Annotated in this window: 24 protein-coding genes and 2 pseudogenes; 7 read left to right on the top strand and 19 right to left on the bottom strand. The window is 45.1% G+C overall.

Going from position 1 to position 23864, the window contains the following annotated elements:
- The first annotated feature begins 134 nt into the window (after window positions 1-134).
- On the top strand, window positions 135-944 hold the full coding sequence (locus ACIG3F_RS10055) for an inner membrane protein YpjD (RefSeq protein WP_244783222.1): 810 nt from the start codon (window positions 135-137) through the stop codon (window positions 942-944).
- A gap of 60 nt (window positions 945-1004) precedes the next feature.
- Here the strand turns inward: ACIG3F_RS10055 and ACIG3F_RS10050 are convergent.
- Window positions 1005-1271 (bottom strand): annotated as a pseudogene (locus tag ACIG3F_RS10050) (class I SAM-dependent methyltransferase); the annotation flags it as partial.
- Here ACIG3F_RS10050 and ACIG3F_RS10045 point away from each other — a divergent pair.
- Both ACIG3F_RS10045 and ACIG3F_RS10040 read left to right on the top strand, forming a co-directional pair.
- Window positions 1260-1652, top strand: a pseudogene (locus ACIG3F_RS10045) (inner membrane protein YpjD); the annotation flags it as partial. The pseudogenes ACIG3F_RS10050 and ACIG3F_RS10045 sit on opposite strands and share 12 nt — an antisense overlap.
- A 102-nt stretch (window positions 1653-1754) precedes the next feature.
- Complete coding sequence (locus tag ACIG3F_RS10040; RefSeq protein ID WP_005095921.1) at window positions 1755-2231, top strand: hypothetical protein; 477 nt, start codon at window positions 1755-1757, stop codon at window positions 2229-2231.
- 55 nt (window positions 2232-2286) lie between these two features.
- Here ACIG3F_RS10040 and ACIG3F_RS10035 read toward each other — a convergent pair whose 3' ends face one another.
- The 12 genes from ACIG3F_RS10035 to paaA all read right to left on the bottom strand — a co-directional run bounded on the left by ACIG3F_RS10035 (window position 2287) and on the right by paaA (window position 13363).
- Window positions 2287-2886 carry a hypothetical protein gene (locus ACIG3F_RS10035; protein ID WP_005095918.1) on the bottom strand — a complete coding sequence of 200 codons (600 nt, stop codon included), beginning with the start codon at window positions 2884-2886 and terminating at the stop codon, window positions 2287-2289.
- Between the two features lie 31 nt (window positions 2887-2917).
- Entirely contained in the window at window positions 2918-3856 is a 939-nt protein-coding gene (paaX, locus tag ACIG3F_RS10030) for a phenylacetic acid degradation operon negative regulatory protein PaaX (protein WP_005095916.1), read from the bottom strand.
- A gap of 63 nt (window positions 3857-3919) precedes the next feature.
- Window positions 3920-5212 (bottom strand): phenylacetate--CoA ligase PaaK, encoded by a 1293-nt coding sequence (paaK, locus tag ACIG3F_RS10025; protein ID WP_396469967.1) that lies wholly within the window; start codon window positions 5210-5212, stop codon window positions 3920-3922.
- 60 nt (window positions 5213-5272) lie between these two features.
- The gene (gene pcaF, locus ACIG3F_RS10020) at window positions 5273-6484 is read right to left on the bottom strand and encodes a 3-oxoadipyl-CoA thiolase (protein ID WP_396469966.1); all 1212 of its coding nucleotides are present in this window, start codon (window positions 6482-6484) and stop codon (window positions 5273-5275) included.
- Between the two features lie 11 nt (window positions 6485-6495).
- Window positions 6496-8049: a 3-hydroxyacyl-CoA dehydrogenase gene (locus ACIG3F_RS10015; RefSeq protein ID WP_396469965.1), complete on the bottom strand. Its 1554-nt coding sequence runs from the start codon at window positions 8047-8049 to the stop codon at window positions 6496-6498.
- 3 nt (window positions 8050-8052) lie between these two features.
- Window positions 8053-8844, bottom strand: coding sequence for a 2-(1,2-epoxy-1,2-dihydrophenyl)acetyl-CoA isomerase PaaG (gene paaG, locus ACIG3F_RS10010; RefSeq protein ID WP_336018823.1), 792 nt, complete (start codon window positions 8842-8844; stop codon window positions 8053-8055).
- Window positions 8844-9614 carry an enoyl-CoA hydratase-related protein gene (locus ACIG3F_RS10005; RefSeq protein WP_396469964.1) on the bottom strand — a complete coding sequence of 257 codons (771 nt, stop codon included), beginning with the start codon at window positions 9612-9614 and terminating at the stop codon, window positions 8844-8846. The genes paaG and ACIG3F_RS10005 overlap by 1 nt, the downstream gene beginning before the upstream one ends.
- Window positions 9615-9652: 38 nt before the next feature.
- Window positions 9653-10711: a 1,2-phenylacetyl-CoA epoxidase subunit PaaE gene (paaE, locus tag ACIG3F_RS10000; protein WP_286380508.1), complete on the bottom strand. Its 1059-nt coding sequence runs from the start codon at window positions 10709-10711 to the stop codon at window positions 9653-9655.
- 75 nt (window positions 10712-10786) lie between these two features.
- Window positions 10787-11287 carry a 1,2-phenylacetyl-CoA epoxidase subunit PaaD gene (gene paaD, locus ACIG3F_RS09995; protein ID WP_131269247.1) on the bottom strand — a complete coding sequence of 167 codons (501 nt, stop codon included), beginning with the start codon at window positions 11285-11287 and terminating at the stop codon, window positions 10787-10789.
- Between the two features lie 28 nt (window positions 11288-11315).
- The gene (paaC, locus tag ACIG3F_RS09990; protein WP_396469963.1) at window positions 11316-12071 is read right to left on the bottom strand and encodes a 1,2-phenylacetyl-CoA epoxidase subunit PaaC; all 756 of its coding nucleotides are present in this window, start codon (window positions 12069-12071) and stop codon (window positions 11316-11318) included.
- A gap of 25 nt (window positions 12072-12096) precedes the next feature.
- Window positions 12097-12387: a 1,2-phenylacetyl-CoA epoxidase subunit PaaB gene (paaB, locus tag ACIG3F_RS09985; protein ID WP_005095899.1), complete on the bottom strand. Its 291-nt coding sequence runs from the start codon at window positions 12385-12387 to the stop codon at window positions 12097-12099.
- Between the two features lie 31 nt (window positions 12388-12418).
- Window positions 12419-13363 (bottom strand): 1,2-phenylacetyl-CoA epoxidase subunit PaaA, encoded by a 945-nt coding sequence (paaA, locus tag ACIG3F_RS09980; protein ID WP_004646055.1) that lies wholly within the window; start codon window positions 13361-13363, stop codon window positions 12419-12421.
- Window positions 13364-13625: 262 nt separating this feature from the next.
- Here paaA and paaZ point away from each other — a divergent pair, with 262 nt between their 5' ends.
- From paaZ to ACIG3F_RS09965, 3 genes are all read left to right on the top strand, one after another.
- The gene (paaZ, locus tag ACIG3F_RS09975; RefSeq protein WP_396469962.1) at window positions 13626-15737 is read left to right on the top strand and encodes a phenylacetic acid degradation bifunctional protein PaaZ; all 2112 of its coding nucleotides are present in this window, start codon (window positions 13626-13628) and stop codon (window positions 15735-15737) included.
- A 194-nt stretch (window positions 15738-15931) separates the two neighbouring features.
- Window positions 15932-17371, top strand: a complete 1440-nt coding sequence (locus ACIG3F_RS09970) for a spinster family MFS transporter (protein WP_396469961.1) — start codon at window positions 15932-15934, stop codon at window positions 17369-17371.
- Window positions 17372-17571: 200 nt separating this feature from the next.
- On the top strand, window positions 17572-18507 hold the full coding sequence (locus ACIG3F_RS09965; protein ID WP_396469960.1) for a tRNA-dihydrouridine synthase: 936 nt from the start codon (window positions 17572-17574) through the stop codon (window positions 18505-18507).
- A gap of 373 nt (window positions 18508-18880) precedes the next feature.
- Here the strand turns inward: ACIG3F_RS09965 and ACIG3F_RS09960 are convergent, their stop codons facing one another.
- From ACIG3F_RS09960 to rpe, 3 genes are all read right to left on the bottom strand, one after another.
- Window positions 18881-19366: a methylated-DNA--[protein]-cysteine S-methyltransferase gene (locus tag ACIG3F_RS09960; RefSeq protein WP_396469958.1), complete on the bottom strand. Its 486-nt coding sequence runs from the start codon at window positions 19364-19366 to the stop codon at window positions 18881-18883.
- A 73-nt stretch (window positions 19367-19439) separates the two neighbouring features.
- On the bottom strand, window positions 19440-19757 hold the full coding sequence (gene sugE, locus ACIG3F_RS09955; RefSeq protein ID WP_004279177.1) for a quaternary ammonium compound efflux SMR transporter SugE: 318 nt from the start codon (window positions 19755-19757) through the stop codon (window positions 19440-19442).
- A 628-nt stretch (window positions 19758-20385) separates the two neighbouring features.
- Complete coding sequence (gene rpe / locus ACIG3F_RS09950) at window positions 20386-21072, bottom strand: ribulose-phosphate 3-epimerase (RefSeq protein ID WP_396469957.1); 687 nt, start codon at window positions 21070-21072, stop codon at window positions 20386-20388.
- A 168-nt stretch (window positions 21073-21240) separates the two neighbouring features.
- Here rpe and ACIG3F_RS09945 point away from each other — a divergent pair, with 168 nt between their 5' ends.
- The gene (locus ACIG3F_RS09945) at window positions 21241-21519 is read left to right on the top strand and encodes a DUF2218 domain-containing protein (protein ID WP_396469956.1); all 279 of its coding nucleotides are present in this window, start codon (window positions 21241-21243) and stop codon (window positions 21517-21519) included.
- A gap of 44 nt (window positions 21520-21563) precedes the next feature.
- Here ACIG3F_RS09945 and ACIG3F_RS09940 read toward each other — a convergent pair whose 3' ends face one another.
- Genes ACIG3F_RS09940 through ACIG3F_RS09930 form a run of 3 tightly spaced genes read right to left on the bottom strand, consistent with a single transcriptional unit; the run spans window position 21564 to window position 23811 of the window.
- Window positions 21564-21737, bottom strand: a complete 174-nt coding sequence (locus ACIG3F_RS09940) for a hypothetical protein (protein WP_396469955.1) — start codon at window positions 21735-21737, stop codon at window positions 21564-21566.
- A 2-nt stretch (window positions 21738-21739) separates the two neighbouring features.
- The gene (locus ACIG3F_RS09935; RefSeq protein ID WP_396469954.1) at window positions 21740-22702 is read right to left on the bottom strand and encodes a M48 family metallopeptidase; all 963 of its coding nucleotides are present in this window, start codon (window positions 22700-22702) and stop codon (window positions 21740-21742) included.
- A gap of 11 nt (window positions 22703-22713) precedes the next feature.
- A complete protein-coding gene (locus tag ACIG3F_RS09930) occupies window positions 22714-23811 on the bottom strand; it encodes a YjgN family protein (RefSeq protein ID WP_396469953.1) in 1098 nt (365 codons plus the stop codon).
- Between the last annotated feature and the right edge of the window lie 53 nt (window positions 23812-23864).

Below are 23864 nucleotides of genomic sequence, written 5' to 3'. Positions count from 1 at the left end.
AAATCCGCTTAAAATAGCCATGAGCAAAAAATTGTTTCTTAAAATAGAAAATTTATGCATAGAATGCTATAGGATACTGTAGTTCGCAGCGAATTTATATAAATGAATATTCATCACCCTTAAAAAGGTTTGACATGGTTAGCCTCCCCTTGGTTTATACGATCTTAGCATTAGTCGCTTATACCGCTTCATTCTGGTATCTGTTCATTCATTTAATGTCTAAACGTAGCCCCAATCAATGGTTTGTCGGCTTAACCGCGCTGCTCGGACTAGTATTGCACGCGCTGGTTTTATATGGCGATATGCGTACTCCGATTGGCATCAATTATGATGTCTTTGCCCTGTTTTCCTTTACTTCGGGCTTGATGCTGTTACTCAGTATTATTTATAGTACATATCGTCCAATTATCGCCTTGAATCTGATTGGTATTCCGGTGGCTGCCACGGGTCTAATTCTCGGCTTTGTCTTTACCCAGCCGGCTAAAATCATTAGCCAAAATTCTCTGGGCCTGGACATTCATATTATTTTGTCTTTGTCTGCCTATGCCGTATTGCTGATGGCCACCATTCAGGCTGTGATTTTGCGTTTGCAGGATCGTGAACTCAAGAAAAAGCAAAAACGTCGGGTTTGGGTCAGCCTGTTACCGTCTTATCAGGACATGGAATCACTGCTGTTCGATATGCTGATGACCGGTTTCGTCTTATTGACGCTTGCTTTAGGCTTTGGCTTTTTTACCATTGATAATTTCTTTGCCCAGCATCTGGCACATAAAACTGCGTTCAGTATTATTTCCTGGCTGGTTTACGGTTCACTGTTAATCGGGCACTGGAAGTTTGGCTGGCGTGGCCAGAAAGCCGTGCGCTTTACCCTACTCGGTTTTGGTTTGCTGGCACTGGGTTTTATTGGTTCTAAATTCGTGCTGGAAATGATCTTGGGGCGATAATTCTGAGCCTTGAAATATTCAATTCATTGTTCAATGAAAAGGCTTTAGCTTGAGTATTCTTTAAAGGATTATACGCCCCGCACGCACTGATAATGGCCAGCGAATGACTCTAGGCAATTCTGGATCTTCCCATTCTGGCAATAAAGCATCTGCCAGTACATCCAATGGATTATGTCCAAGTGCTTTAGTGGCAGCTTTCACGGCTGACCAGGTACTCATATAACCAATTAACTGATAAAAGTTCCATTCAACCTGTAATACCGGTGGCTGAATCGCAATTTCCTGAAAGGGAAATGGTAGATTTTTATATCCTTCATCTACATGGCGACCATTCAGGCCGTGATCTTGCGACTTCAGGATCGCGAGCTGAAAAAGAAGCAAAAACGCCGGGTTTGGGTCAGTTTGTTGCCTTCTTATCAAGACATGGAATCACTCCTGTTTGATATGCTGATGACCGGTTTTGTTTTACTTACCCTCGCTTTGAGCTTTGGCTTTTTCACCATCGATAATTTCTTCGCCCAACATCTGGCACATAAAACTGCGTTCAGTATTATTTCCTGGCTGGTTTATGGTTCACTATTAATCGGACACTGGAAGTTTGGCTGGCGTGGCCAGAAAGCCGTGCGCTTTACACTTTTAGGTTTTGGTCTGCTGGCACTGGGTTTTATTGGTTCTAAATTCGTGCTGGAAATGATTTTGGTACGTTAACATACGCTAACCTAAAGCCCACACTACGTTTGAGTGCCGTCATCAAAATGTCATATTCAAAAATTATGGTTAAAGTGCATTAAAAATACACCAAGGATCATGATGATAAAATTACTTTCAGGTTTAGCACTACTTTGTTTATCCAGCGCAAGTTTCGCAGATTATCACTGTCACGGTAGCATTAAAGATCGCACGATTGATGACAATGTCAGTATCAGCCAAAACTGTCAGATTGATAATGCCACCATTAAAGGCAATGTCATGTTGTATCAGGGTGCTCAAGCAGTAATTTCAAATACTGCGATTGATGGCAATCTGGAATCGAAAGGACGTTTTAGCTCGGTTCTGGCACAACATAATCGGATTGACGGCAATATCCAGCTAGAAGGCGGTCAGACGATTCAGCTCACTGCCAATCAGGTAGAGGGTGACATCCAGCTGAAAAAGAATACCCAAAAAATTACTGTAAATGACAATGTGGTTGACGGTAATTTGCAATGCGAATCCAACCGCATTCAACCGATCGGTGGCAATAACCGGGTCAATGGTGACAAAGAAGGTCAATGTCGCCGTTTATAATTTTTATAAATGAAATAAAAAACTTGGCTGATACAATCATCAGCCAAGTGCTAAATTAATGATTCTTTTTAATTTGATATTCCGCATCAAAGGCCTGATAGTTCAGGCGATCTGCTGAATCTTCAGACAATGGTTCAACTTCCTGCATCGAAGAAAGACAGCGTTCTGTCAGCTGAATATATTCCTGCGTTCCCTTGCTTTTCCAGGCGATTTCTTTGGCGTCCAAGGGACGAATGACCCGCGCCGGACTACCGAGCACCAGTGAATTTTCCGGGATCTGGGCTTTAGCTTTAACCGTGCTATTGGCACCGATAATGGTATTTCCACCAATTTCGGCTTCATCCAGAATCACGCTGTTCATGCCCACCAGTACATTTTTGCGAATGATACAACCATGTAAAATCGCGCCATGTCCGATATGGCCATATTCTTCGACCAGCGTGACGCTACCGGGAAAGCCATGGATGGTACAGGAATCCTGAACATTGGCATTTTTTTGGATGTGAATCCCGCCAAAGTCGGCTCTCAAGGTGGCAAAAGGGCCGATATACACACCCTCTTCAATGACCACATCCCCAATCAAGACGGCTTGCGGATGCACATAAGCACGAGGGCTGACCACAGGAATCACACCATCAATGGCATAACACGGCATTATTTTATTCCTTTAAAAATGCAGAATTAGATTAGCTGACGGCTTCGAGTCGCAAACCACCAAAACGTTTATAAAATTGTGGATGTACCGGCGGCATCGAACCTTCCGAAGTTCGGGCGATCTCCATAAAGAACTCATCCCCTGCCGCAACCACGGTTTGATATAAATTACTGCTCAGATTACGGGCATTCAGGGAAAGCCAGTTGGATGGCAATAATTCAAAAGGCAGATTCGGATCTTTTAGTAAAATCCGGCGGAATTGATGAATCAGTAAAATACGCAGCTGAAATGCCTGTAGCGGATCCTGTTCATCTTCCTGTTCCACCAGATGAAAGAATTCCCGGAAATCTGCAATGAATTTTTCATAACGCTGATGCAGTTCCTGCACCGGCCAGTTGGTGGCCACCATGCGTTTTACAGTTGGATAGGATTCCTGCCAGAGCTGCAAGGTTTCGGCCTTAAACACCACCACCTGATCGGTCATTTTCAGGTTCAGCAGCAGGTTTTGCAGTTTCTGGTGATCACAGCCCGGATAGGCCATGACATTGGTGGCGATATTGGCAAAACCCAGCCATTCCAGTTCTTTTTTCAGAACCAATTTATTTTCCAGTTCCACCGAACTGAGCAGCACCAGATCCCATTTTTGATCCCATTCGGTATGCTGAAAACTATAAATTTTTTGATCCGCCATAATGAAGCGCTGGCGGCTACTTTCGGTCACGCGATAATAACTGGTGCGACCAATTTTTTCAGACATCAGCCAGCCATTTTGGACCAGACGGAATACGGCAGTCCGTACCGATCGTTCATTAAATCCGAAGACATCCATAAGCTGAATCAGACTGGCCAGACTGATAATGCCACCCCGGTGAAAAATACAGTCACCGAAGATGGTCATGATTAATGAGGTTCCGCTGAGTGCTTCAGTTTGAATAAAGTCATCAATTATTTGTTTTAATTTCGGATTCATTGCGTTTAACTTTACCTTATAGAAACTGGATGATAGACCATTTGGCTATCATCCAATAGTACTTCATGCAGACTTGCGGATATCAAAAACGCGCTGTGCCTTACCTTCAGAGCGTGGCAGACTCCCTTCAGGCAACACTTCGACACTTACCGTGATTCCGACCATGGTTTTAATCTGGCCCTTAAGCTGAGTTGCCAGCTGGTGCGCCATAATGTCACTGCTATCTTTACGCATTTCGGTACGGATATGCAATGTATCCAGATGTCCCTGTTTGCAAATCTGGATTTGGTAGTTCGGAATCAGTTGCTGGATCTGTAAAATCTGCTCTTCAATCTGCGATGGGAACACATTGACTCCACGAATAATCATCATGTCATCACTGCGGCCGACAATCTTGTCCATACGGCGCATGGTACGTGCCGTGCCTGGCAATAAACGGGTCAGGTCGCGGGTACGGTAACGGATCACCGGCATGCCTTCTTTGGTAATAGTGGTAAATACCAGTTCACCTAGCTCACCGTCTGCCAGCACTTCGCCAGTTTCAGGATGAATGATTTCAGGATAAAAATGATCTTCCCAAATGGTTGGGCCATCTTTGGATTCCAGACATTCCATGGCGACGCCCGGCCCCATCACTTCTGACAGACCATAAATATCCAGCGCATCAATGCCTAGACGCTCTTCAATTTCCTTACGCATTTCATTGGTCCATGGCTCTGCACCAAAGACGCCGGTTTTAATTGAGCAGTTTTTGGCTGTGCCAAATTTCTTTTCAAGCGCTTCAATAATATTCAGGCAATAAGATGGCGTGACCATCAGTGCTGTCGGTTTAAAATCATGAATCAGTTGCGCCTGTTTATCGGTTTGTCCGCCAGACATTGGGATCACGGTTGCACCCAAGCGTTCAACGCCATAATGCGCACCTAAACCACCCGTAAACAGACCATAACCATAAGACACCTGGATGATATCTTTACTGCTCAAGCCGGCTGCACGTAGTGAACGTGCTACTACATCCGACCAGACATTAATATCATTTTGGGTATAACCAACTACGGTCGGCTGACCAGTGGTGCCAGAAGATGCGTGCACACGTACAATCTGTTCCTGTGGCACAGCGAACATGCCAAACGGATAGTTATCGCGTAAATCCTGTTTGGTGGTAAACGGGAATTTTGCCAGGTCTTCCAGTGAGTTAAAATCGTCTGGATGCACGCCAGCATCATCAAATTTCTTTTTATAAACCGGGCTATTTTGATACGCATGTTGCAGGGTCTTTTTCATCCGCTGTAGCTGAACACTGCGTAGCTCATCAATCGATACTTTTTCAATTTTTTCCATTGCATTGTTATTCATATTCTTACTCCTGACGCAGTCTTCCTGACCACGGTTTAATTCATTGATTGAATGATGTGTTTAATCCATATTTTCTAAAACCAGTGCCACACCTTGACCAACACCGACACACATGGTGCACAATGCATATTTTCCATTACGACGTTTTAGTTCATGCATGGCGGTAATCACCAGACGGGTACCACTCATACCTAAAGGATGACCCAAAGCGATGGCACCGCCATTCGGGTTAATTCTGGAATCATCGTCTTGCAAGTCGAGTTCACGAATCACGGCCAGTGACTGTGCTGCGAATGCTTCATTCAGCTCAATCACATCCATCTGTTCCAGACTCAGGCCAGTCTGTTTCAGCACTTTATGTACTGCTGGCACCGGGCCAATGCCCATATATTTGGCTTCAACACCGGCACTGGCCATCCCGATCACTTTGGCTTTCGGGCTCAAACCATACTGCTCGGCGAACTGCTGATTGCCCAGCAAGACGCAAGCTGCACCGTCATTAACACCCGAAGCATTGCCGGCAGTGACTGAACCGCCTTCTTTACGAAATGGGGTTTTTAAGGCGGCCAGATTATCCAGTGTCGTCTCTGCACGCGGGTGCTCATCTTGGGAAATGGTGAGGGTGGTTTTCTTCGGACCTTTGACCTCAACCGGCAGAATTTCTTCGGCAAAAATACCTTTCTGCTGCGCTACTGCAGTTTTCTGCTGGCTGTGATAGGCAAACAGGTCCTGGTCTGCACGGCTAATCTGATACTTTTCAGCAACGTTTTCGGCCGTTTCCGGCATGCTGTCGACGCCAAACTGCGCTTTAAATTTTGGGTTGATAAAACGCCAGCCAATGGTAGTGTCATAAATTTCAGGGGTACGGCTAAAGGCAGTGGTGGGTTTGGATTGCACAAAAGGCGCACGGCTCATGGATTCTACACCGCCAGCCAAAACAAATTGGGCTTCACCCGATTTGATGGCACGTGCTGCAAGTCCAATGGCATCCAGACCTGAGGCACATAAACGGTTTACGGTAAGTGCTGGAACAGATTCAGGCAACCCTGCGAGTAAAGCAGCCATACGCGCCACGTTACGGTTATCTTCACCGGCCTGATTGGCACAGCCCAAGATCACTTCATCCAGTTCTGCCCATGGCAAGGCAGGATGCTGATCTTTCAGATATTGAATCGGTAGCGCTGCCAGATCATCGGCACGAATACTGCTCAGTCCACCGGCATAGCGTCCGATCGGGGTGCGAATTCCATCAAAAATATAAACCTGTTCCATGATTCTTCCTTTTAGCCAGCAACACGTAATGGTTGCTGCTGAGTTTTCTGTGCATGTCCCTGCACCGCTTTCTTTGCTAAATATATACTAGTTCTATAGCGATCTTCACCATAAATACGATACATATTTTCTAAAATTTGTAAAATTGTGTAATATCCAATTCTGTCTGCCCACTCGAATGGACCACAAGGATAATTCACACCATATTTCATAGCAGAATCAATATCTTGCTCTGATGCAATAGCATGCAATACCGCTTCACAGGCTTCATTCACCAACATGGCAATACTACGTATAACATAAAGACCTGGATGATCCTTAGACCAAATAGGTATCATATCCATACCTATAAGGAATAGCTCCACTGCCTGGCGTTGTTCAGCACTACATGCCGGTGAGGCAACGACTGGAATCGCCTGGGCATTTGTCCAATCTGCATGCCAGTCCATCAACACCACAGGCTCATGCGGATAGGCCAGTTCAACCGACTCGCCGAGCGATAATCGCAGGGAAAGATCACCAATCAGGATTTCATTCTGTTCTGCTGCCTGAAAACTCAGCTCTACATGAGAGGCCTGTTTTAAACGTTCAATCAGGGCTAAGGAATGTAGCCATTCACCTTTTACCGTGACTTTGAGCTTATTCAGCGACTTGGCATAACACACTGGTAATTCATATACAGGTGCAGGCTTGGACTGCGTGTAATCATAAAAACCCTGACCGGACTTGCGGCCATAACAGCCGGCATCGACCAGCTCTTTTTGAATCAAGGATGGGCGGTAGCGTGGCTCATAGAAAAATTCCTGATAGACACTTTGCGTGACCGAGAAATTTACATCCTGTCCAATCAGGTCTGTGAGTTCGCACGGTCCCATGGCAAAGCGGCCACATTCGCGCATGATGTAATCGAGCTGTTCCGGGGTGGTGGCATTTTCCTGCAAGGCGCGAAAGGCTTCGGCATAATACGGTCGCGCGACACGATTCACGATAAAACCGGGGGTCGATTTGGCCCGTACCGGAACCTTGTTCCAGTCCTTCATCAATTCAAATACCGCATCGGCAATGGCTGCTGAAGTTTTCAGTCCGCGGATAATCTCGACCAGCTTCATGACTGGTGCCGGATTAAAGAAATGCAGCCCAATCACCCGTTCCGGATTCGGAATCGCCGAGGCAATTGCAGTAATGGAAATCGAGGAAGTATTGGAAGCAAAAATTGTCTGTTCCGGGCAAATGGCAGCCAGTTGTTGAAACAGGTTTTGTTTCACTTCTTTCTTCTCGACAATGGCTTCAATAATCAAGCCCGCATCAGCAAGCTGCTGAATATCCTCTGCCACGATTAGATTGGCGAAGGTACTCTCCAGCAATTGCTGGGTCATTTTACCATTTTGTACGCGCTTGCTGAGCTGTGTCTCTAAAGCAGTTAAGGCACTCTGAACCTTGCTGCTATCGAGATCAAACACATAAGTCGGATGCCCGTGCATGGCGGCCAGTTGCGCAATGCCAATCCCCATGGTTCCAGCACCGACCACAGCAACTTTGACTTGCTCTAAATTGATCTGTTGCATGATTTAGCATCCTTTATATTCAGGGGTACGCTTCTGCATAAAGGCTTGTACACCTTCTTTATAATCGCTTGAACGTCCAGCCAAACGTTGCAGGTCACGTTCCAGAATGAGCTGCTCATCCAGATTATTGTCGGCTGCGGCATGAATGGCTTTTTTGATCAGGGAAAGACCATAGGTCGGTTGCTGAGCCAGATGCTCTGCCAGTTTTTTTGCTTCTACTTGCAGTTGCTCATCTTCAACCACTTGCCAGATCATGCCCAGTTGTACTGCGCGTTCAGCCGGAATTTTATCGCCGAGCATGGCAAGTCCCATCGCTTGGGCACGCCCGACCAGACGAGGTAGGAACCAGGTGCCACCTGAATCTGGCACTAAACCTAGACGGCAGAAGGCCTGAATAAAGGAAGCCGATTTTGCTGCCACCACAATGTCACACGCCAAGGCAATATTGGCGCCTGCCCCTGCGGCCACACCATTCACCGCACAAATTACCGGTTTTGGCATCTCGGTAATTAGTTTGATTAAAGGGTTGTAGTATTTTTCAATCGACAGGCCTAAGTCCGGTGCATCGGCATTCGGATCGACCACACGGTCATTCAGATCCTGACCGGCACAGAAACCACGACCTTCTGCTGAAATCACTACGGCACGAATCTGGCTGTCTTTGGACCAGGCCTTGATGACTTTAGAGACTTCCTGATGCATGGTTTCATTAAAACTGTTGAGCTGTTTTGGACGGTTAAAGGTCAGGTAGCCCACTGCATTTTTTTCTTCGACAATAATTGTTTGATAATCCATTACACACCTCTAAATTCTGGTTTTCTTTTTTCTAAAAATGCATTGATGCCTTCCTGGCGATCTTGGGTTGCAGCCAGCCAGACAAAATGTTGACGTTCCAATTTCAGTCCCTGACTTAAAGTCACTTCATGAATCGACTTTAAAGATTGCTTGATGGCACGAATAGCCAGCGGTGCCTGCTTGGCAATTTTTTCTGCCAGTTCCAGTGCGTATTGCACGGTCAGTCCCACCGGATAAATCTGGCTGCTAATACCATGTTGCAATGCAGTCTGTGCCGAAATCATTTCACCGGTCATGGCCCAGCGCATCGTCAATTGCTGACCCACCAGACGAGCCAGACGCTGTGTTCCACCCGCACCCGGCAGCATCCCTAAACCGATTTCCGGCAAGGCAAACTGGGCATTTTCTCCAGTCAGCACCATGTCACCATGCAAAGCCAACTCGAAACCTGCACCAAAAGCATAACCATTCACGGCCATGATTAAAGGCTTGGAAAATTCATCAATTTTTTTCCAAAGTAGGGGGCGCTGATCCTGCTGGATGCTGACCACATCTAACTGTGCCAGCTCATTTAAATCAGCACCGGCAGCAAAGCATTGCGTATTTCCGGTGATGACCACGGCTTTCACAGCAGCATCTGTTTCCAAGTCCTGTAGACAGGCTGCAATGTTTTGCAAGGTGGCATTGTTTAAGGCATTGCGCTTTTCCGGACGGTTCAGCTCGATTAGTACCACACCTGACTTGGGTGAGCTGGTTTTAATATGGGTCATCCTTGAACTCCTGCTATGCTCAGCAATTGATTCCGTACTTATTCATCAAAACTCAGACGTACATTGGCTGTGGTTGGACGTGCCTGACAACTGAGTACATAGCCTTTCTGAATTTCATCTTCTTCCAGACTGTAATTCACCGCCATTTCAACCTGTCCCTCTAACACCTTACATTTACAGGTGGCACAAACGCCGCCCTTACAGGCATAAGGTAAGTCCGCTCCGGCACGTAGCGCAGCATCTAAAATACTGTCATCCTGTTTGGAGACTTCCACAATCAGCTCGCGACCATCGAGGATGATATTGACGCGTTCTTCACTGCGGCTTTCCATCTGCTGTGCGGTTGCTCGTGGTGCAGTACCGGTATTAAAACGTTCGGTATGAATTTTGCTGCGCTGAATGCCCCAAGTCGGTAATACAGTTTCCACCGCTGTCATCATTTCTTCAGGACCACAGGCAAAACAGTGATCGGCTTCAGCAGAAATCAGATTGGCCTGAAACAGCTGCTGCAATTTATCTGCGTTGATACGCCCGTTAAAAATCTCGCTATCATTCAATTCACGGGAAAAAATATTCACCAATTGCAGACGCTCTTTAAAACGATCTTTCAGATCCATAATCTGTTCAGAAAACATGGTCTGCTTCCAGGAACGGTTGCCATATACCAAGGTAAATGTGGCTTCTGCTTGACGGTTCAGCACCGACTTTACAATCGACAAGATTGGCGTAATGCCACTGCCTGCTGCAAAGCCTAGATAATTCTGGCCACCGGCCTTGGCTGCTTTTTGAAAGAACATCCCTTGCGGTGGCATCACTTCTAAAACATCGCCTGCTTTCAAATGATCATTGGCCCAAGTCGAGAACTGACCCTGATCAATTTTTTTAATCGCAATACTCATATCTTCCTGAGTATCACTGCAGATTGAGTAACAGCGGCGCAGCTCGCCGTCATCGCTTAAATGGCGGATGGTGAGATGCTGACCTGGCTGATATTGAAAAGCATCCAACTGCTCAGGCGCGAGATCAAAAGCAATGCAGATCGCCTGCTCGGTTTGTGGCTGAATCGATTTAATGGTTAATGGTATAAATTGGCTCATGGCAAAATCCTTCTTTTAGGTGGCGGTGTTCAGGCTTGTTATTGGTTTACCCTGCCCACCGCGCAATCGTTACAATTAAATACATTTGAAATAGTCAAAAGTTTCTAAGCAGTCCCGACATTGATATAAAGCTTTACAGGCGGTCGAACCGAATTCACTCAATAATTTGCTGTTGTTACTTAAGCACTGTGGACAGGTGATGCCATCGGTCAATGCCACATGCGTACCACAGCTATGTGACTGGCCTTGCGGCGGTGCAATACCATACTGCTGTAATTTGTGTTTGCCCGATTCACTCATCCAGTCCGTGGTCCAGGCTTCAGACAGATCCACAATGACTTTGACTGGCGTCAAACCATTGGCCTCAAAAGCCTGGGTAATTTCTGCTTTTAATAAATCCGTGGCCGGACAGCCGCTATAGGTCGGTGTGAGTCGCACCACAATTTCATCCTGCTGATTCAGCTCGACGCCACGAATCATGCCCAGATCAATCACCGATAGTACTGGAATCTCTGGATCAGAAACCTGCTGCAAAACGTCCCAACATTGATCTTCTACGTGTCGAATCAGATTCATGCGACTCACTCCCTGTGATTGTGCCGAATTACCAGTTCATGTTTGGATATGAGCGCTGCATGTATTGCAGTTCAGCCAAAACAAAACCGAGATGTTCTGTATGTAAACCCTGTTTAGCCCCACTCCGATAAGCACCCAGCTCTGGTAGGGTGAGTTCAAATCGAGTTAACTCGGCTGTAATTGTTTCCAGCCACTGGACTTTTAAGTTTTCAATATTCGGAATTACACCGGTATCGACTAGTTGTTTTTCAGCTGCCGTCAGGACAAAAAGCTCTTCGGTAAAACGCCATAACTGGTTTAAACCTTGCTGGGTTTTTTCATGCGCTTCTGCTGTACCTAAACTTAGGCGCTCCATCCAGGTGGTGGAAAAACGCTGGTGATATTTCACTTCTTTGAGGGATTTCACTGCAAACGCAGCTAGTTCAGCATGCTGACTTTGACTTAAGGCGCTAAACAATAAAGCGTGGTAGTGATCCATCAACCACTGGCGTACCAGGGTCTGGGCAAAGTCACCATTCGGCTGTTCACACAGCAGCAAATTACGGTATTCACGCTCGGTACGGAAATAAGCCAGCTTGTCTTCATCACGGCCCTGTCCTTCCACTTCACCGGCCAGACTAAGAGCAGTACGAGCCTGACCCAGTAAATCCAGTCCGATATTGGCTAAGGCAATATCCAGCTCCAGTTCAGGTGCATGACCGCACCACTCTGCTAAACGATGTGACAGGATCAGTTGACTGTCGCCTACATGTAAAAGAAATTCTGCCAATACTTGATTTGTCATAATCTTCACCTTTTCACCTTTCCCTTTACATGTGCTCGATGCCAGCTGGAATGTTATAAAAGGTTGGATGGCGATAAACCTTGTCCAAAGCGGGTTCAAAAAATTCTGCTTTTTCATCTGGCTGTGAAGAGGTAATCAGTTCAGATTTCACCACCCAGATACTGATCCCTTCATTGCGGCGGGTATAGACATCTCGGGCATTTTGTAGTGCGATTTCCTCATCCGGTGCACGCAGGCTGCCGACATGACGGTGACTCAGACCCTGTTTACTACGCACAAACACTTCATAAAGTGACCAATTATTTTTGTTATTCATGAGCAAATTTCCTTATATTGATCAAACTGTTTTAAGCAACTTTTTGTGCTGCTGACTGTTGCTGCTGTTTTTGCGCATAGACGGCTGCGGAATCACGTACCCACTTGCCGCCTTCCCAGGCTTTGCGGCGTGCTTCAATACGCTCATGGTTACAAGGTCCCTTGCCTGCAAGAATCGCAAAGAACTCATCCCAATTGATTTCACCAAATTCGTAATGTCCGGTGGCTTCATTAAACTTAAGATCTGGATCTGGAACGGTTAAACCCAGCTGTAAGACTTGCGACACGGTGTTATCGACAAATTTCTGACGTAGCTCATCGTTGCTGAATAATTTAATTTTCCACTGCATACTTTGCGCACTGTTCGGTGAATTATCATCACTTGGACCAAACATCATCAGTGCCGGCCACCAGAAACGGTTCACTGCATCCTGTGCCATCTGCTTTTGTTCCGGCGTACCATTGGCCAATTCCATCATGGCTTCAAAGCCCTGACGCTGATGGAAACTTTCTTCTTTACACACACGCACCATAGCGCGAGCATAAGGACCATAAGACGTACGGCAAAGTGCAACCTGATTGACAATTGCTGCACCATCCACCAGCCAGCCAATCGCGGCGACATCGGCCCAGCTCAGGGTTGGATAGTTAAAAATTGAAGAATATTTCATGCGACCGGCAATCAGCTTATCCATCATGTCGTCACGATCCGCACCCAGGGTTTCTGCAGCACTGTACAGATACAACGCATGACCAGCTTCATCCTGGACTTTTGCCATCAGCACGGCTTTACGTTTCAAGGTCGGTGCACGGGTAATCCAGTTGCCTTCCGGCAACATGCCTACCACTTCAGAGTGTGCATGCTGACCGATCTGACGAATCAAAGTCTTACGATAAGCGTCTGGCATCCAGTCCTTCGGCTCTATGGAAATATCCTTTTCAATCTTTTGATCGAAGATTTGTTGTTGGTTATTCATTGTTCCCTCACTTATCCCAAGTGTTGATACACTTAAATTAAAACGATACGTAATTAAAATCAATATCTATTTATTGGTATCATTTAGTTTTTATCCCTTATTTTCTATAAATATATGTTTTATATCATTTAATATTTTTTATTTTATTGTTACTCATTTTTAAACACAGATTTATGATTGACATTTTCAATTTTTCAACACAAATTATGAAACATCAAAATTAAAAATACCTCTCAAAACGTATCATAAATGGAGTTTTACAATGTTAGAGTTAGATAGCGGCTCAAGCGCAATGGATTATCAAGATACTGAATCAACTCATAATCCTATGGTCATCAAAAGCTTAGCTTCACTGGTGTACGGCCAGGAATACACAGCGCAAGCCGATTTACGTACGGTTTATCATGGCATTAGCGGTGAGGCGGTTTATCAGGTCGGTAGTCAGGGCATCGATACCCAAGCCGTGGTGAAGTATGCCAAACAAAAAGGCGCGACTATTGCCACATGGACGTTTCATCAACGTGCCAATGCACTGAAGCAAGTGGCACAGTATTTGATGGAGCGCAAAGAAGACTTTTATGAGCTTGCCAAGGCGACCGGCTGTACCCGTAAAGATGCCTGGATTGATATTGAAGGCGGGATTGGAACCTTATATGCCTATTCAAGTTTAGTGCGCCGCGAACTGAGTGATGAAACCGCATGGGTTGAAGATGCATGGATTCCGCTATCCAAGCAAGGCAACTTTGGCGCCAAACATATACTGAGTCCTAAAGCCGGTGTCGCAGTGCATATCAATGCCTTTAACTTTCCAATCTGGGGCATGCTGGAAAAAATAGCGCCCACGTTACTGGCGGGCGTACCTTGTATTGTCAAACCGGCAACAGAAGGTGCCGAGCTGACCCACGCCGTGGTCAAAGCTATTCATGAAAGCGGCTTTTTACCAGAAGGTTCACTTCAGCTGATTTGCGGTCAGATTTATGATTTATTTGATCATTTAAATCCTCAAGATACGGTCACCTTTACCGGTTCAGCATCAACAGGACAAAAACTCCGTTCTCATCCGCACCTCAATGCCTACTCTATTCCATTCACCATGGAGGCAGATTCAGTCAACAGCGCGATTTTGACTGAACAAGCCAATGACGAAAGCATTGATTTATTTGTCCGTGAAGTCTTCCGTGAAATGACCTCTAAAGCCGGACAAAAATGTACCGCAATTCGTCGTGCGTTCATTCCGGCTGAACTTTTGGACACCGTACAAAGTCGCCTGATTGAAAAATTGAAAAAAGTGGTTGTCGGTGACCCTGCTCAAGAAGGTGTCAGCATGGGCGCTTTGGCCAGCGTCAAACAGAAACATGATGTCGCGGCAAAAGTTGAACAGCTCAGCCAGGATGCAGAGATCGTATTCGGTAGCCACTTGCGTCAGGACTTTAAGATTCAAGTACAAAGCGCTGAAAAGTCTGCATGTTATCCACCCACAGTCCTGGTATGCAAAGTGCCAGCTCAGGCAGAAAATATCCATAAGATTGAAGCCTTTGGACCTGTAGTGACTTTAATGCCATATACTGACCTGGCTCAGCTTGCTGACCTGGTGGCACGTGGCGAAGGTAGCTTGGTGGCATCCATCGTACGCAATACCGATGAAAATATTGAACAACTGCTCAGCAAAATTGCACCATGGCATGGTCGTGTCCATATTCTCGATGCAGAAAGTGCCAAAGAAAGTACCGGACATGGTTCGCCATTGCCTTTACTGGTGCATGGTGGGCCAGGACGGGCCGGTGGCGGTGAAGAACTCGGTGGCTTACGTGCTGTCAAACATTATATGCAACGTACTGCGATTCAAGGTTCACCAAATGCCATGACCCAAGTCGGCCATAGCTGGACGGCCGGCGCTCAGGTCTTTGAAGACCGCGTGCATCCTTTTAAAAAATCATTTGATGAATTGCGTATAGGCGAGCGTTTACTGACTGCACGACGTAGCGTGACCGAAGCGGATCTGGTGAATTTCGGCTGCCTGAGCGGTGATCACTTCTATGCGCATATGGACAAGATTGCTGCAGCAGAATCCCTGTTTGGTGAACGTGTGGCACATGGCTATTTCGTGGTGTCCGCCGCAGCCGGTTTATTCGTTGATGCCACCCAGGGCCCAGTCATTGCCAACTATGGCATGGACAACTTGCGCTTTGTAGAACCGGTGAAAATTGGCGATACCATTCAGGTAGAACTGACCTGTAAGCAGAAAACTCCAAAAGCACTGCGCGATCCGGCACAGAAGCCACATGGTGTCGTGGTCTGGGATATTAAAGTAAAAAACCAACGCAATGAACTGGTTGCAACCTACGATATTTTAACGCTGGTTGAGCGTGGCTAAAAATTTAAACTCAAAAAAAGGAATCATTATGATTCCTTTTTTTTGCCTTTAAAAATTATTTGTATCTATTTTTAAAAACAGATTGACGTCTCTCTATTTAGGCTCTAGATTAATTAAATACGATACAATATAAAAATAACAAGCATATTAAAAGTATCAAATAAATATCTCAAACGATCAGCACAGGATGTTGCATGATGAATGATAAATCGCTGAACCTAGAAATGGTTGAAAGGACGATTCAACCAACAAATCAAAATTTTGAGCCTACACCGACAGAAACGGCTTTGCCGCTGTCTGAACAGATTGAACCGCCACCGGAAAGCAGCACCTATCAATGGTATGTGGTGGTCATTTGTATGGTGGCTTACATTCTGTCATTTGTAGACCGTCAAATTTTATCGCTCATGATTGAACCGATTAAAGCCGATTTAATGCTGAGCGATACTCAGTTTAGTCTGTTACAGGGTCTGGCCTTCTCCTTATTTTATGCCATTATGGGCTTGCCCATTGCCGCATTGGCGGATCAAAAGTCACGGATTAAAATTATTGCAACCGGGATTGCATTCTGGAGTCTCGCTACAGCGGCTTGTGGCCTCAGTAAAAACTTTATTCAAATGTTTATTGCACGTCTGAGTGTGGGTGCCGGTGAAGCTGCGCTTTCCCCTGCCTTTTATTCAATCGTTGCCGATTTATTTCCGAAAGATAAATTAGGCCGTGCACTCGGTGTATATGCGATTGGTGCCTTTATTGGTTCGGGCCTAGCTTTCCTGATTGGCGGCTATGTGATTGGCCTGCTAAAAGATGTCAGCTTCGTAGCCTTACCCCTCATTGGTGAAGTGAAAACCTGGCAACTTACCTTTATGATTGTGGGTCTTCCAGGCGTATTACTAGCCCTACTCATGGTGCTGACGGTGCGTGAACCTGCACGTAAGGGGATGAAAGTCGGTCAGGATGGCCAAGTCATTAAAGCCTCTTTCAAAAATTCGATCGGTTTTATCAAGACACATAAAAAGACCTTCTTCTGTCATTTTATTGGTTTTTCTTTTTATACCATGATGCTGTATTCCCTGCTGGGCTGGGCACCTGCCTACTACATGCGTAATTTCGGTCTGGATGCGAGTCAAACCGGTTATATCCTCGGTACGATTATTTTGGTCGCGAATACTTCAGGTGCCTTGTTCTGTGGCTGGCTGATCGACTTCTTCTCGAAACGTGGCTATAGCGATGCTGCAATTCGTACCGGTGCCATCGGCTGTGCAGCGCTGATTATTCCGAGTGTGCTATTTACTCAGGTCGATAATATGCAGCTTTCATTTGCGCTGATTTTTGTGGCGATGTTCTTCTCCACTTTCCCGATTCCTGCATCGGCAGCTGCCACGCAAATGCTGACACCGAATCAGCTACGCGCACAGGTATCTGCCAAGTTCCTACTGGTTTCAAACCTGATTGCCTTAGGCGTCGGAACCACCGCTGTGGCATTAATCACGGATAAATATTTCCAGAATACCTTAATGGTGGGTAACTCGATCTCGATCGTCAATGCGATTGCCGGATTGATTGGCTGCTTCCTGTTGTACAAGGGCTGTCAGTATTATCGTGAAAGTATGAAAGTCGAGAAACTGGCTGACTAAAATGGCTGGATATTCAAAGGTATACTTACATCTTTCTTTCATTTTATACGCTTTCTACTAGAAAGAGTACCTGTTAAGGGCCTTTTTATATCCGCCCAAAAAGTTCAATTTTCAGGTACTCATCATTCAATTCCCATCCAGCCTAGACAGGCTGCCTAAAAAAACGTATAACACCGTTTTAAATTTACAGGTGTGCACCGTTGAAACTTGTGCTTGCTCCCATGGAAGGCTTAACCGATCCGATTATGCGTGATGTGCTGACATCCGTAGGTAGCTTTGACTGGTGTGTGACCGAGTTTATCCGTGTCACCGATTCCCTTCTGCCCGATCATATTTATCATACTTACTGCCCGGAACTGTTGAATGATGGCAAGACGGCGGCAGGTACACCGGTACATGTCCAATTCTTAGGAAATAATCCGGAGATGCTAGCAGCGAATGCCGCCAAAGTGGCAGCCATGGGCGCACCGGCAATTGACATGAATTTTGGCTGTCCGGCCAAAACCGTGAACCGTCATCGTGGTGGTTCAGTCCTGCTCGATGAACCCGAAGTCGTGCATGAGCTGGTTAAAGCCGTGCGTGATGCAGTGCCTGCGCATATTCCGGTTTCCGCCAAAATGCGTCTGGGTTATATGGACCGTAATTTCATGCTGGAAAATGCCCATGCCATTGAAGATGCAGGAGCAGCATGGGTTACCGTTCATGCACGCACCAAAGCCGATGGCTATACTCCGCCCGCATTCTGGGACCAGCTACAACCGATTCGTGAGACACTTAAGATCAATGTGATCGCCAATGGTGAAATCTGGAACAATACCGATGCCAAACAGTGCCGTCTGGAATCCGGTTGCGAAGATCTGATGATTGGCCGTGGTGCAGTGACTACACCCGACCTGACCCAATGTATCCGTCAAAACTCGGATGCACCTTTGATGAACTGGAATGAACTACTGCAACTGCAAATTCGTTTTATCAACGGCCCAGCCAAAACTGAGATCGGGATGGTCGGCCGTTACAAGCAATGGCTGGGCATGATGTCGAAACATTATCCTGAAGCCAAAGCATTATGGGATGAAGTAAAACGGATTAAAGTTCTGGCCGAGATTACCGAAAAACTGAAAGCTTCAAATATTTAAAACTAAAAAGCCTTTGAATCATTCAAAGGCTTTTTTATGGGCTCGTAAAAGCTTATGACTGCTTAGGCTGTTTTGAATAGCACTTCGAAATAAATCCAATCACAAAGTATGAATAGATTAATTTCTACTAGCAGAACATCCATATTCTAATTTTTCATTTGTTTTAAATTTTTAGATATTAAAGTTCTTTCATAAATCATTTTTTATAATCACTACAAAGGAAATACCCTCTCCTTGTAGGAGAGGGCGAGGGAGAGGTTTTTACCCCCTCATCTCCTTGCTAAGCAGTGCTTCTTATCCCAGAGGGAGAAGGAACTTTTAATATTCATTTTAAAATGAATAGAACGATCATTTTTTGATTTATAAAAGAGATTTATGAATGCGTCCGCTCAATATTTAACAGGATTTCTTTTTTATCCAAACCACCGGCAAATCCTACCAGCTTGCCACTGCGACCAATCACCCGATGACAGGGTGCAATAATCGAAATCGGGTTTTTGCCATTGGCTGCACCCACGGCGCGTACAGCCTTGATATTACCCACCTGTTCAGCAATGTCGCGATAGCTTCGCGTCTGTCCGTAGGGAATATTCAGTAGCGCCTGCCAGACTTTTTTCTGAAAATCAGTACCGGCGAAGTCCAAAGGCAGGTCAAAAACATTGCGCTGACCAGCAAAATATTCCTGAAGCTGACGTCTGGTTTCAATTAAGACCGGATGCTGCGGATCTTCAACCAAGGTCGCCAGTTTCACCCGATTCGGCTGTTCACAATTCCAAAGCACAGCCACCAGCGCGGTTTTATTCGCGACCAGTCGTAACTGTCCTACGGGAGAATCCATATACAGATAACTTAAGTTCATGATGGCACCCTGTCCCAATCACTATAGTTCATTTTCTATATTAACCCAGTTCATCGAGACAGACAGAAACAAATTATGAAGAGGATACTTTCATCAAAACCAGACCGGAAATGATGAGTACGGCAGCCAGCATACGCAATGCTGTAGCAGGTTCACCCAGAACCCAAATACCGATGAGAAATGAACCCACTGCACCAATCCCGGTCCAAATCGTATAAGCTGTCCCTAGCGGCAAAGTGCGCATCGCATAAGCCAGCAAAGCAAAACTGAGTACCATGAAGACAATGGTAATAATACTTGGGGTGAGTCTTGTAAAGCCTTCAGACAGCTTCATCGAATATGCCCAAACGATTTCAAAAATACCCGCAAGAATAAGTACGATCCAGGCCATGCAGCCCTCCTCCTTTTATATAAGAATCAGGCCGTCCTGACGATTTTTCCTGTAAATTCCGATATGCAATTCACAAGGGAGGTCGTTCCTCCTAGGTATAAAAATTTGATAAAATCAGCTTGCAGCAATCTGGCTATTTTTACAAAACATGACTTATCGAGATACAACTTAACTTTGCCTTACTCAAATCCTCACGACATTCATGGCTATTCTGGTTATGGTAGATGTTGAAAATGCCAAGTCAGAAATAGTTCTAATAATCGGGCAATTCATCCACAACAATTACATGAGAATGGACTCAGAATATTAAGTTATACACATCAATTAAATTTAAACTTTGTCTGGAGTAATTACATAATGAAACACAAATATGCGAGACATTGATCATTTTTTACTTGGTTAAATTATTAACTCTTGATTAACAAATAACCACTAAACATAAGGGTTATATGTAATAAAAAAGAACCCAATTTGAGTTCTTTTTATACAAATATTGTCTAAATCACAATCAACCACGGTACAAATGATTACATTTTATGCAACATATCCATATGGTTATCAACATAGATATCTACACACTTATCCATAAAGTTATCCACATATTTATGCGCATCTGATGTTTTAGCGATTAGAGTTGAATCTGTCCTACTCTGGCTAACTCTGCACGCATTTCATCAATCACAGCTTTATAATCTGGCTTGCCAAAAATAGCTGAACCCGCTACAAACATATCGGCACCCGCTTCAGCAATTTCACGAATATTACTCGGTGTAACACCACCATCGACTTCCAGACGAATATCACGACCTGAAGCATCAATCAGTTTGCGTGCCTGACGCAATTTATCCAAAGTCATTGGAATAAATTTCTGTCCACCAAAGCCCGGGTTCACACTCATGAGCAGGATTTGATCGACTTTATCCAGCACATAATCCAGGTAATGCAGCGGTGTTGCCGGGTTAAATACCAGACCTGCTTTTGCACCACCTGATTTGATCAACTGTAAAGAACGGTCAATATGATCAGACGCTTCCGGATGGAAAGTAATGATATCAGCACCCGCTTCAAGGAAATCTCCGATCATGCGATCTACCGGCTTAACCATCAGATGCACATCAATTGGCGCCTTGATCCCATAATTTTTCAAGGCCTTACAAACACCTGCACCAAAAGTCAGGTTCGGTACATAATGGTTGTCCATGACATCAAAATGGACAACGTCTGCACCTGCTTCCAACACATTCTCGACTTCTTCACCTAAACGGGCAAAGTCAGCAGATAAAATAGAAGGGGCAATTAAATAAGGCTTGGACATGGGAGAACCTGGCTTGTTGAAATTGGATTTTTCCCATTATATCAAATCCGCTCCGGCTACTGTGATTCGATGTTGCAAGATTAAAACGCTGTGTAACGCTTTGAGGCTTATGCCGGCATCACCGCTTGGTTTAAAGTGCAGGATAATGATGAATAGTGTAGAAAACTGATGAAAAGTATTGCCCATATCCAGACGCAACAAGCAGCACGAATTGCCAAACGCCTGGCCAATCACTGGAAACATAAATTTAATATTGATGAAACCGAACAAAATTTCCTGATTCATTTTCCAGGTGCAGAAGTGAGTCTGACACCCGAGGCAGATCATCTTACCGTAACGATTCAAATCACAGATGAATCTACTGACCTGAATAAACTTGAAAATGTGGTTCTGGATCATCTGATCCGTATGGGACAGGAAAATCTGACTGCCGACTGGCAAAGATAGAAACTAAAAAGCCTTGATGATCAATGCATAGCAATGATCAGAAGCTAAATACGATGATCCGCCTGATCATTAAAGGCATGAATACGCTCAATTCTTTTATCCAGTTCGGGGTGGGATTCCAGATATTTTTTAAACTTCCCGATCAGGCGAATCCATTTCAGTTCAGTTTCTGTCAGGTGCCGGTCTTTTCCATCAATATTGAGAGTGAAATTTTTCATTTTTAAGGTTTGCGATTCCTCTGCCAGTATTCTGGCATTTTCCACCCGCTGCAAAAAGTTAGACAAGTGAATACTGGAAATCTGCTGTTGATGCAAATGCTGCATGGCATAGTCATCGGCATCCAGTTAATCGCCTGCGAATATCCGGCATCGGTCAGGACCACTACAGATGCGGTGACCACATCACTTAAATCTCCAGTTACCAAGGCAAACAGTCCCGCCACACCCAGATTAGAAATCACTTTTTGCATGCTGTGCTTCTGTACCAGATGGCCTTGTTCGTGGACCAGTACTGCGAGGACTTCCTCATCGGTGCCGCTGATTTTCACCAGTTCATCAGTCACAATAATGGTGTTATTCGGGATGGCTGCGGCATTCATGCCCATGCTTGATCCACCTTGACGGAAAATAATTTTTACAGGTTTTTCTACAGCAATCTTTTGTTCATACAAAGTTTTTAATCGCATCTGCTGTTCTTCTGGTAGTGTACTTGGTTGGGTCTGGGCAATTAACTGCTGCTCTGTTCGGTTGCCTACTTCAACCAGAGTCTGCTCCGGAAGGAGTTTTGCCAGCTGTTTGGCGCTATAAGGAATCCCCCATTTTAAAATAATAATCACTGCACTAATCACGATGATCATGGAAAAGAAAATCAGGATTGGTGAACGTTCAAACTCCCAGATCGCATGATAAATATCTTTATGTTTAATCCTGAGCCAATGCGGCGCTTTGCTTAAAAACTCAATCCGACGTTCTTCAGGCAGCTCAATAATCGGTTTACGACCACCGACACCCCCAATATAAGCCATGTCCGGATAAGAAAAATAAAAATCTGCAGCGCTAACTTGTACTGGAACATCCTCATCAAGTTTCAAGGCAATCCCTTGTTGCTGATCCGGTACAATCCAGGCACGACGGGCTTCAGCGAGAATTCCATCATAAAACTTAAATTCGACAGGTCGTTTCATCACATTTACTCCTATAGCGACGCATCGAAATCAAATACGTCCAGGATTTCATCGGCCAAAGCACTCGGGTCAGGTTGCAAGATATGCTCAAGATTGGTTTCATCTTCAGCCACATATAGTTCTAAGTGTTTTAACTGATATTCATATAAACAGATGGCAGCCCAAGGCGTCATTAAGCCCAGACTAAGAACACGTACCATCCAGTTGCTCAGCACAATCCAGCTATAACGCCAGGTGCTTACCCGTGTTTTGAAGTAACTTTGACCAAGCTCCACATGATTCCAGGTAATGAGGTATAAACGTGCAGAAATGACCGGCCAGACCAGCGCCAGGCAAAGCAGATAGCTAAGCAGTAAACCTAGGCTAAACAAATTGGTTCCAATCCGATCCACCCAGTACACCACTGCTGCAAGCCAGCCAATACCAACCAGCAGGCAAAGACTCAAGGGCAGATAAACGGCAGACATAAACTTGGACCAGTTAATATTCAGCTTGAATTGCAACTGACCAATCGATAAATGATTAAAGCAATAGCATTTGTAGAGCCAGATCATCACTGGACTAAACAGCAGCAAAGTAAAGATATTGATCAGGATGGCTAGAAATAAGACCCTATAAGCCTCGCGGTTGCTGCCATTAAAATAAAAGCGCACATTGCCATATTTGCTATTTCGGGCCTTGAATTTCAGGGTCATCCGAATAAGCCACGGTAGACATAGCGCAGCGACCATCAATAAAGAGCTGGTAGCAAGGATTGAATAGTTGGTCAGTACGACGGTAACCAGATATAGTTCCAGTGCAAACAGACGACCCAGCAGGATCCGGCTCGGCATGGCCACAAAGTCAAAGCGATGTTTTAAAAATTGGGTATTGCCGTAGAAATAACGCATACGGCGTGCTTTGGCCCAAGGGCTGTACAAGGTCAATGTCACAATGGTCAGCATCAGATTCACCATCCAGATACCAAAATATTCGGATGCACTGCCATGAAATCTGAATCCATAACGCTGATATTTCGGTCTGACCGAAGGCATGGCTTCAGTCGAAAAACTTGAAGCAGCTGGAAATAATGGCTCACTAGCACGAATACCGTCTGCTGTCTGCTGCATGACGACCCCAATTTTTTATACTTTTATACACCTGATATTAAAAGAAAAACCCC

This window comes from Acinetobacter sp. NPDC052428, assembly GCF_044547685.1.
Classification (GTDB): domain Bacteria; phylum Pseudomonadota; class Gammaproteobacteria; order Pseudomonadales; family Moraxellaceae; genus Acinetobacter; species Acinetobacter lwoffii_G.
The sequence above is the reverse complement of the archived record's forward strand: the minus strand, read 5'-3'. Positions and strand labels throughout refer to the sequence as shown.

Bases quoted from the DNA above. Each gene is read 5' to 3' on its own strand.
- sugE (WP_004279177.1), bottom strand. From the start codon at position 19,757: ATGGCCTGGATCGTACTTATTCTTGCGGGTATTTTTGAAATCGTTTGG.
- ACIG3F_RS10040 (WP_005095921.1), top strand. From the start codon at position 1,755: ATGATAAAATTACTTTCAGGTTTAGCACTACTTTGTTTATCCAGCGCA.
- paaK (WP_396469967.1), bottom strand. From the start codon at position 5,212: ATGAATAACAATGCAATGGAAAAAATTGAAAAAGTATCGATTGATGAG.
- paaX (WP_005095916.1), bottom strand. From the start codon at position 3,856: ATGAATCCGAAATTAAAACAAATAATTGATGACTTTATTCAAACTGAA.
- ACIG3F_RS09945 (WP_396469956.1), top strand. From the start codon at position 21,241: ATGAAAAGTATTGCCCATATCCAGACGCAACAAGCAGCACGAATTGCC.
- ACIG3F_RS09960 (WP_396469958.1), bottom strand. From the start codon at position 19,366: ATGAACTTAAGTTATCTGTATATGGATTCTCCCGTAGGACAGTTACGA.
- paaA (WP_004646055.1), bottom strand. From the start codon at position 13,363: ATGAATAACCAACAACAAATCTTCGATCAAAAGATTGAAAAGGATATT.
- ACIG3F_RS09935 (WP_396469954.1), bottom strand. From the start codon at position 22,702: ATGAAACGACCTGTCGAATTTAAGTTTTATGATGGAATTCTCGCTGAA.
- ACIG3F_RS09940 (WP_396469955.1), bottom strand. From the start codon at position 21,737: ATGAAAAATTTCACTCTCAATATTGATGGAAAAGACCGGCACCTGACA.
- paaG (WP_336018823.1), bottom strand. From the start codon at position 8,844: ATGGATTATCAAACAATTATTGTCGAAGAAAAAAATGCAGTGGGCTAC.
- paaB (WP_005095899.1), bottom strand. From the start codon at position 12,387: ATGAATAACAAAAATAATTGGTCACTTTATGAAGTGTTTGTGCGTAGT.
- ACIG3F_RS09970 (WP_396469961.1), top strand. From the start codon at position 15,932: ATGATGAATGATAAATCGCTGAACCTAGAAATGGTTGAAAGGACGATT.
- ACIG3F_RS10035 (WP_005095918.1), bottom strand. From the start codon at position 2,886: ATGCCGTGTTATGCCATTGATGGTGTGATTCCTGTGGTCAGCCCTCGT.
- paaD (WP_131269247.1), bottom strand. From the start codon at position 11,287: ATGAATCTGATTCGACACGTAGAAGATCAATGTTGGGACGTTTTGCAG.
- rpe (WP_396469957.1), bottom strand. From the start codon at position 21,072: ATGTCCAAGCCTTATTTAATTGCCCCTTCTATTTTATCTGCTGACTTT.
- ACIG3F_RS10015 (WP_396469965.1), bottom strand. From the start codon at position 8,049: ATGCAACAGATCAATTTAGAGCAAGTCAAAGTTGCTGTGGTCGGTGCT.
- ACIG3F_RS10055 (WP_244783222.1), top strand. From the start codon at position 135: ATGGTTAGCCTCCCCTTGGTTTATACGATCTTAGCATTAGTCGCTTAT.
- ACIG3F_RS09930 (WP_396469953.1), bottom strand. From the start codon at position 23,811: ATGCAGCAGACAGCAGACGGTATTCGTGCTAGTGAGCCATTATTTCCA.
- paaC (WP_396469963.1), bottom strand. From the start codon at position 12,071: ATGACAAATCAAGTATTGGCAGAATTTCTTTTACATGTAGGCGACAGT.
- ACIG3F_RS10005 (WP_396469964.1), bottom strand. From the start codon at position 9,614: ATGACCCATATTAAAACCAGCTCACCCAAGTCAGGTGTGGTACTAATC.
- paaE (WP_286380508.1), bottom strand. From the start codon at position 10,711: ATGAGCCAATTTATACCATTAACCATTAAATCGATTCAGCCACAAACC.
- pcaF (WP_396469966.1), bottom strand. From the start codon at position 6,484: ATGGAACAGGTTTATATTTTTGATGGAATTCGCACCCCGATCGGACGC.
- paaZ (WP_396469962.1), top strand. From the start codon at position 13,626: ATGTTAGAGTTAGATAGCGGCTCAAGCGCAATGGATTATCAAGATACT.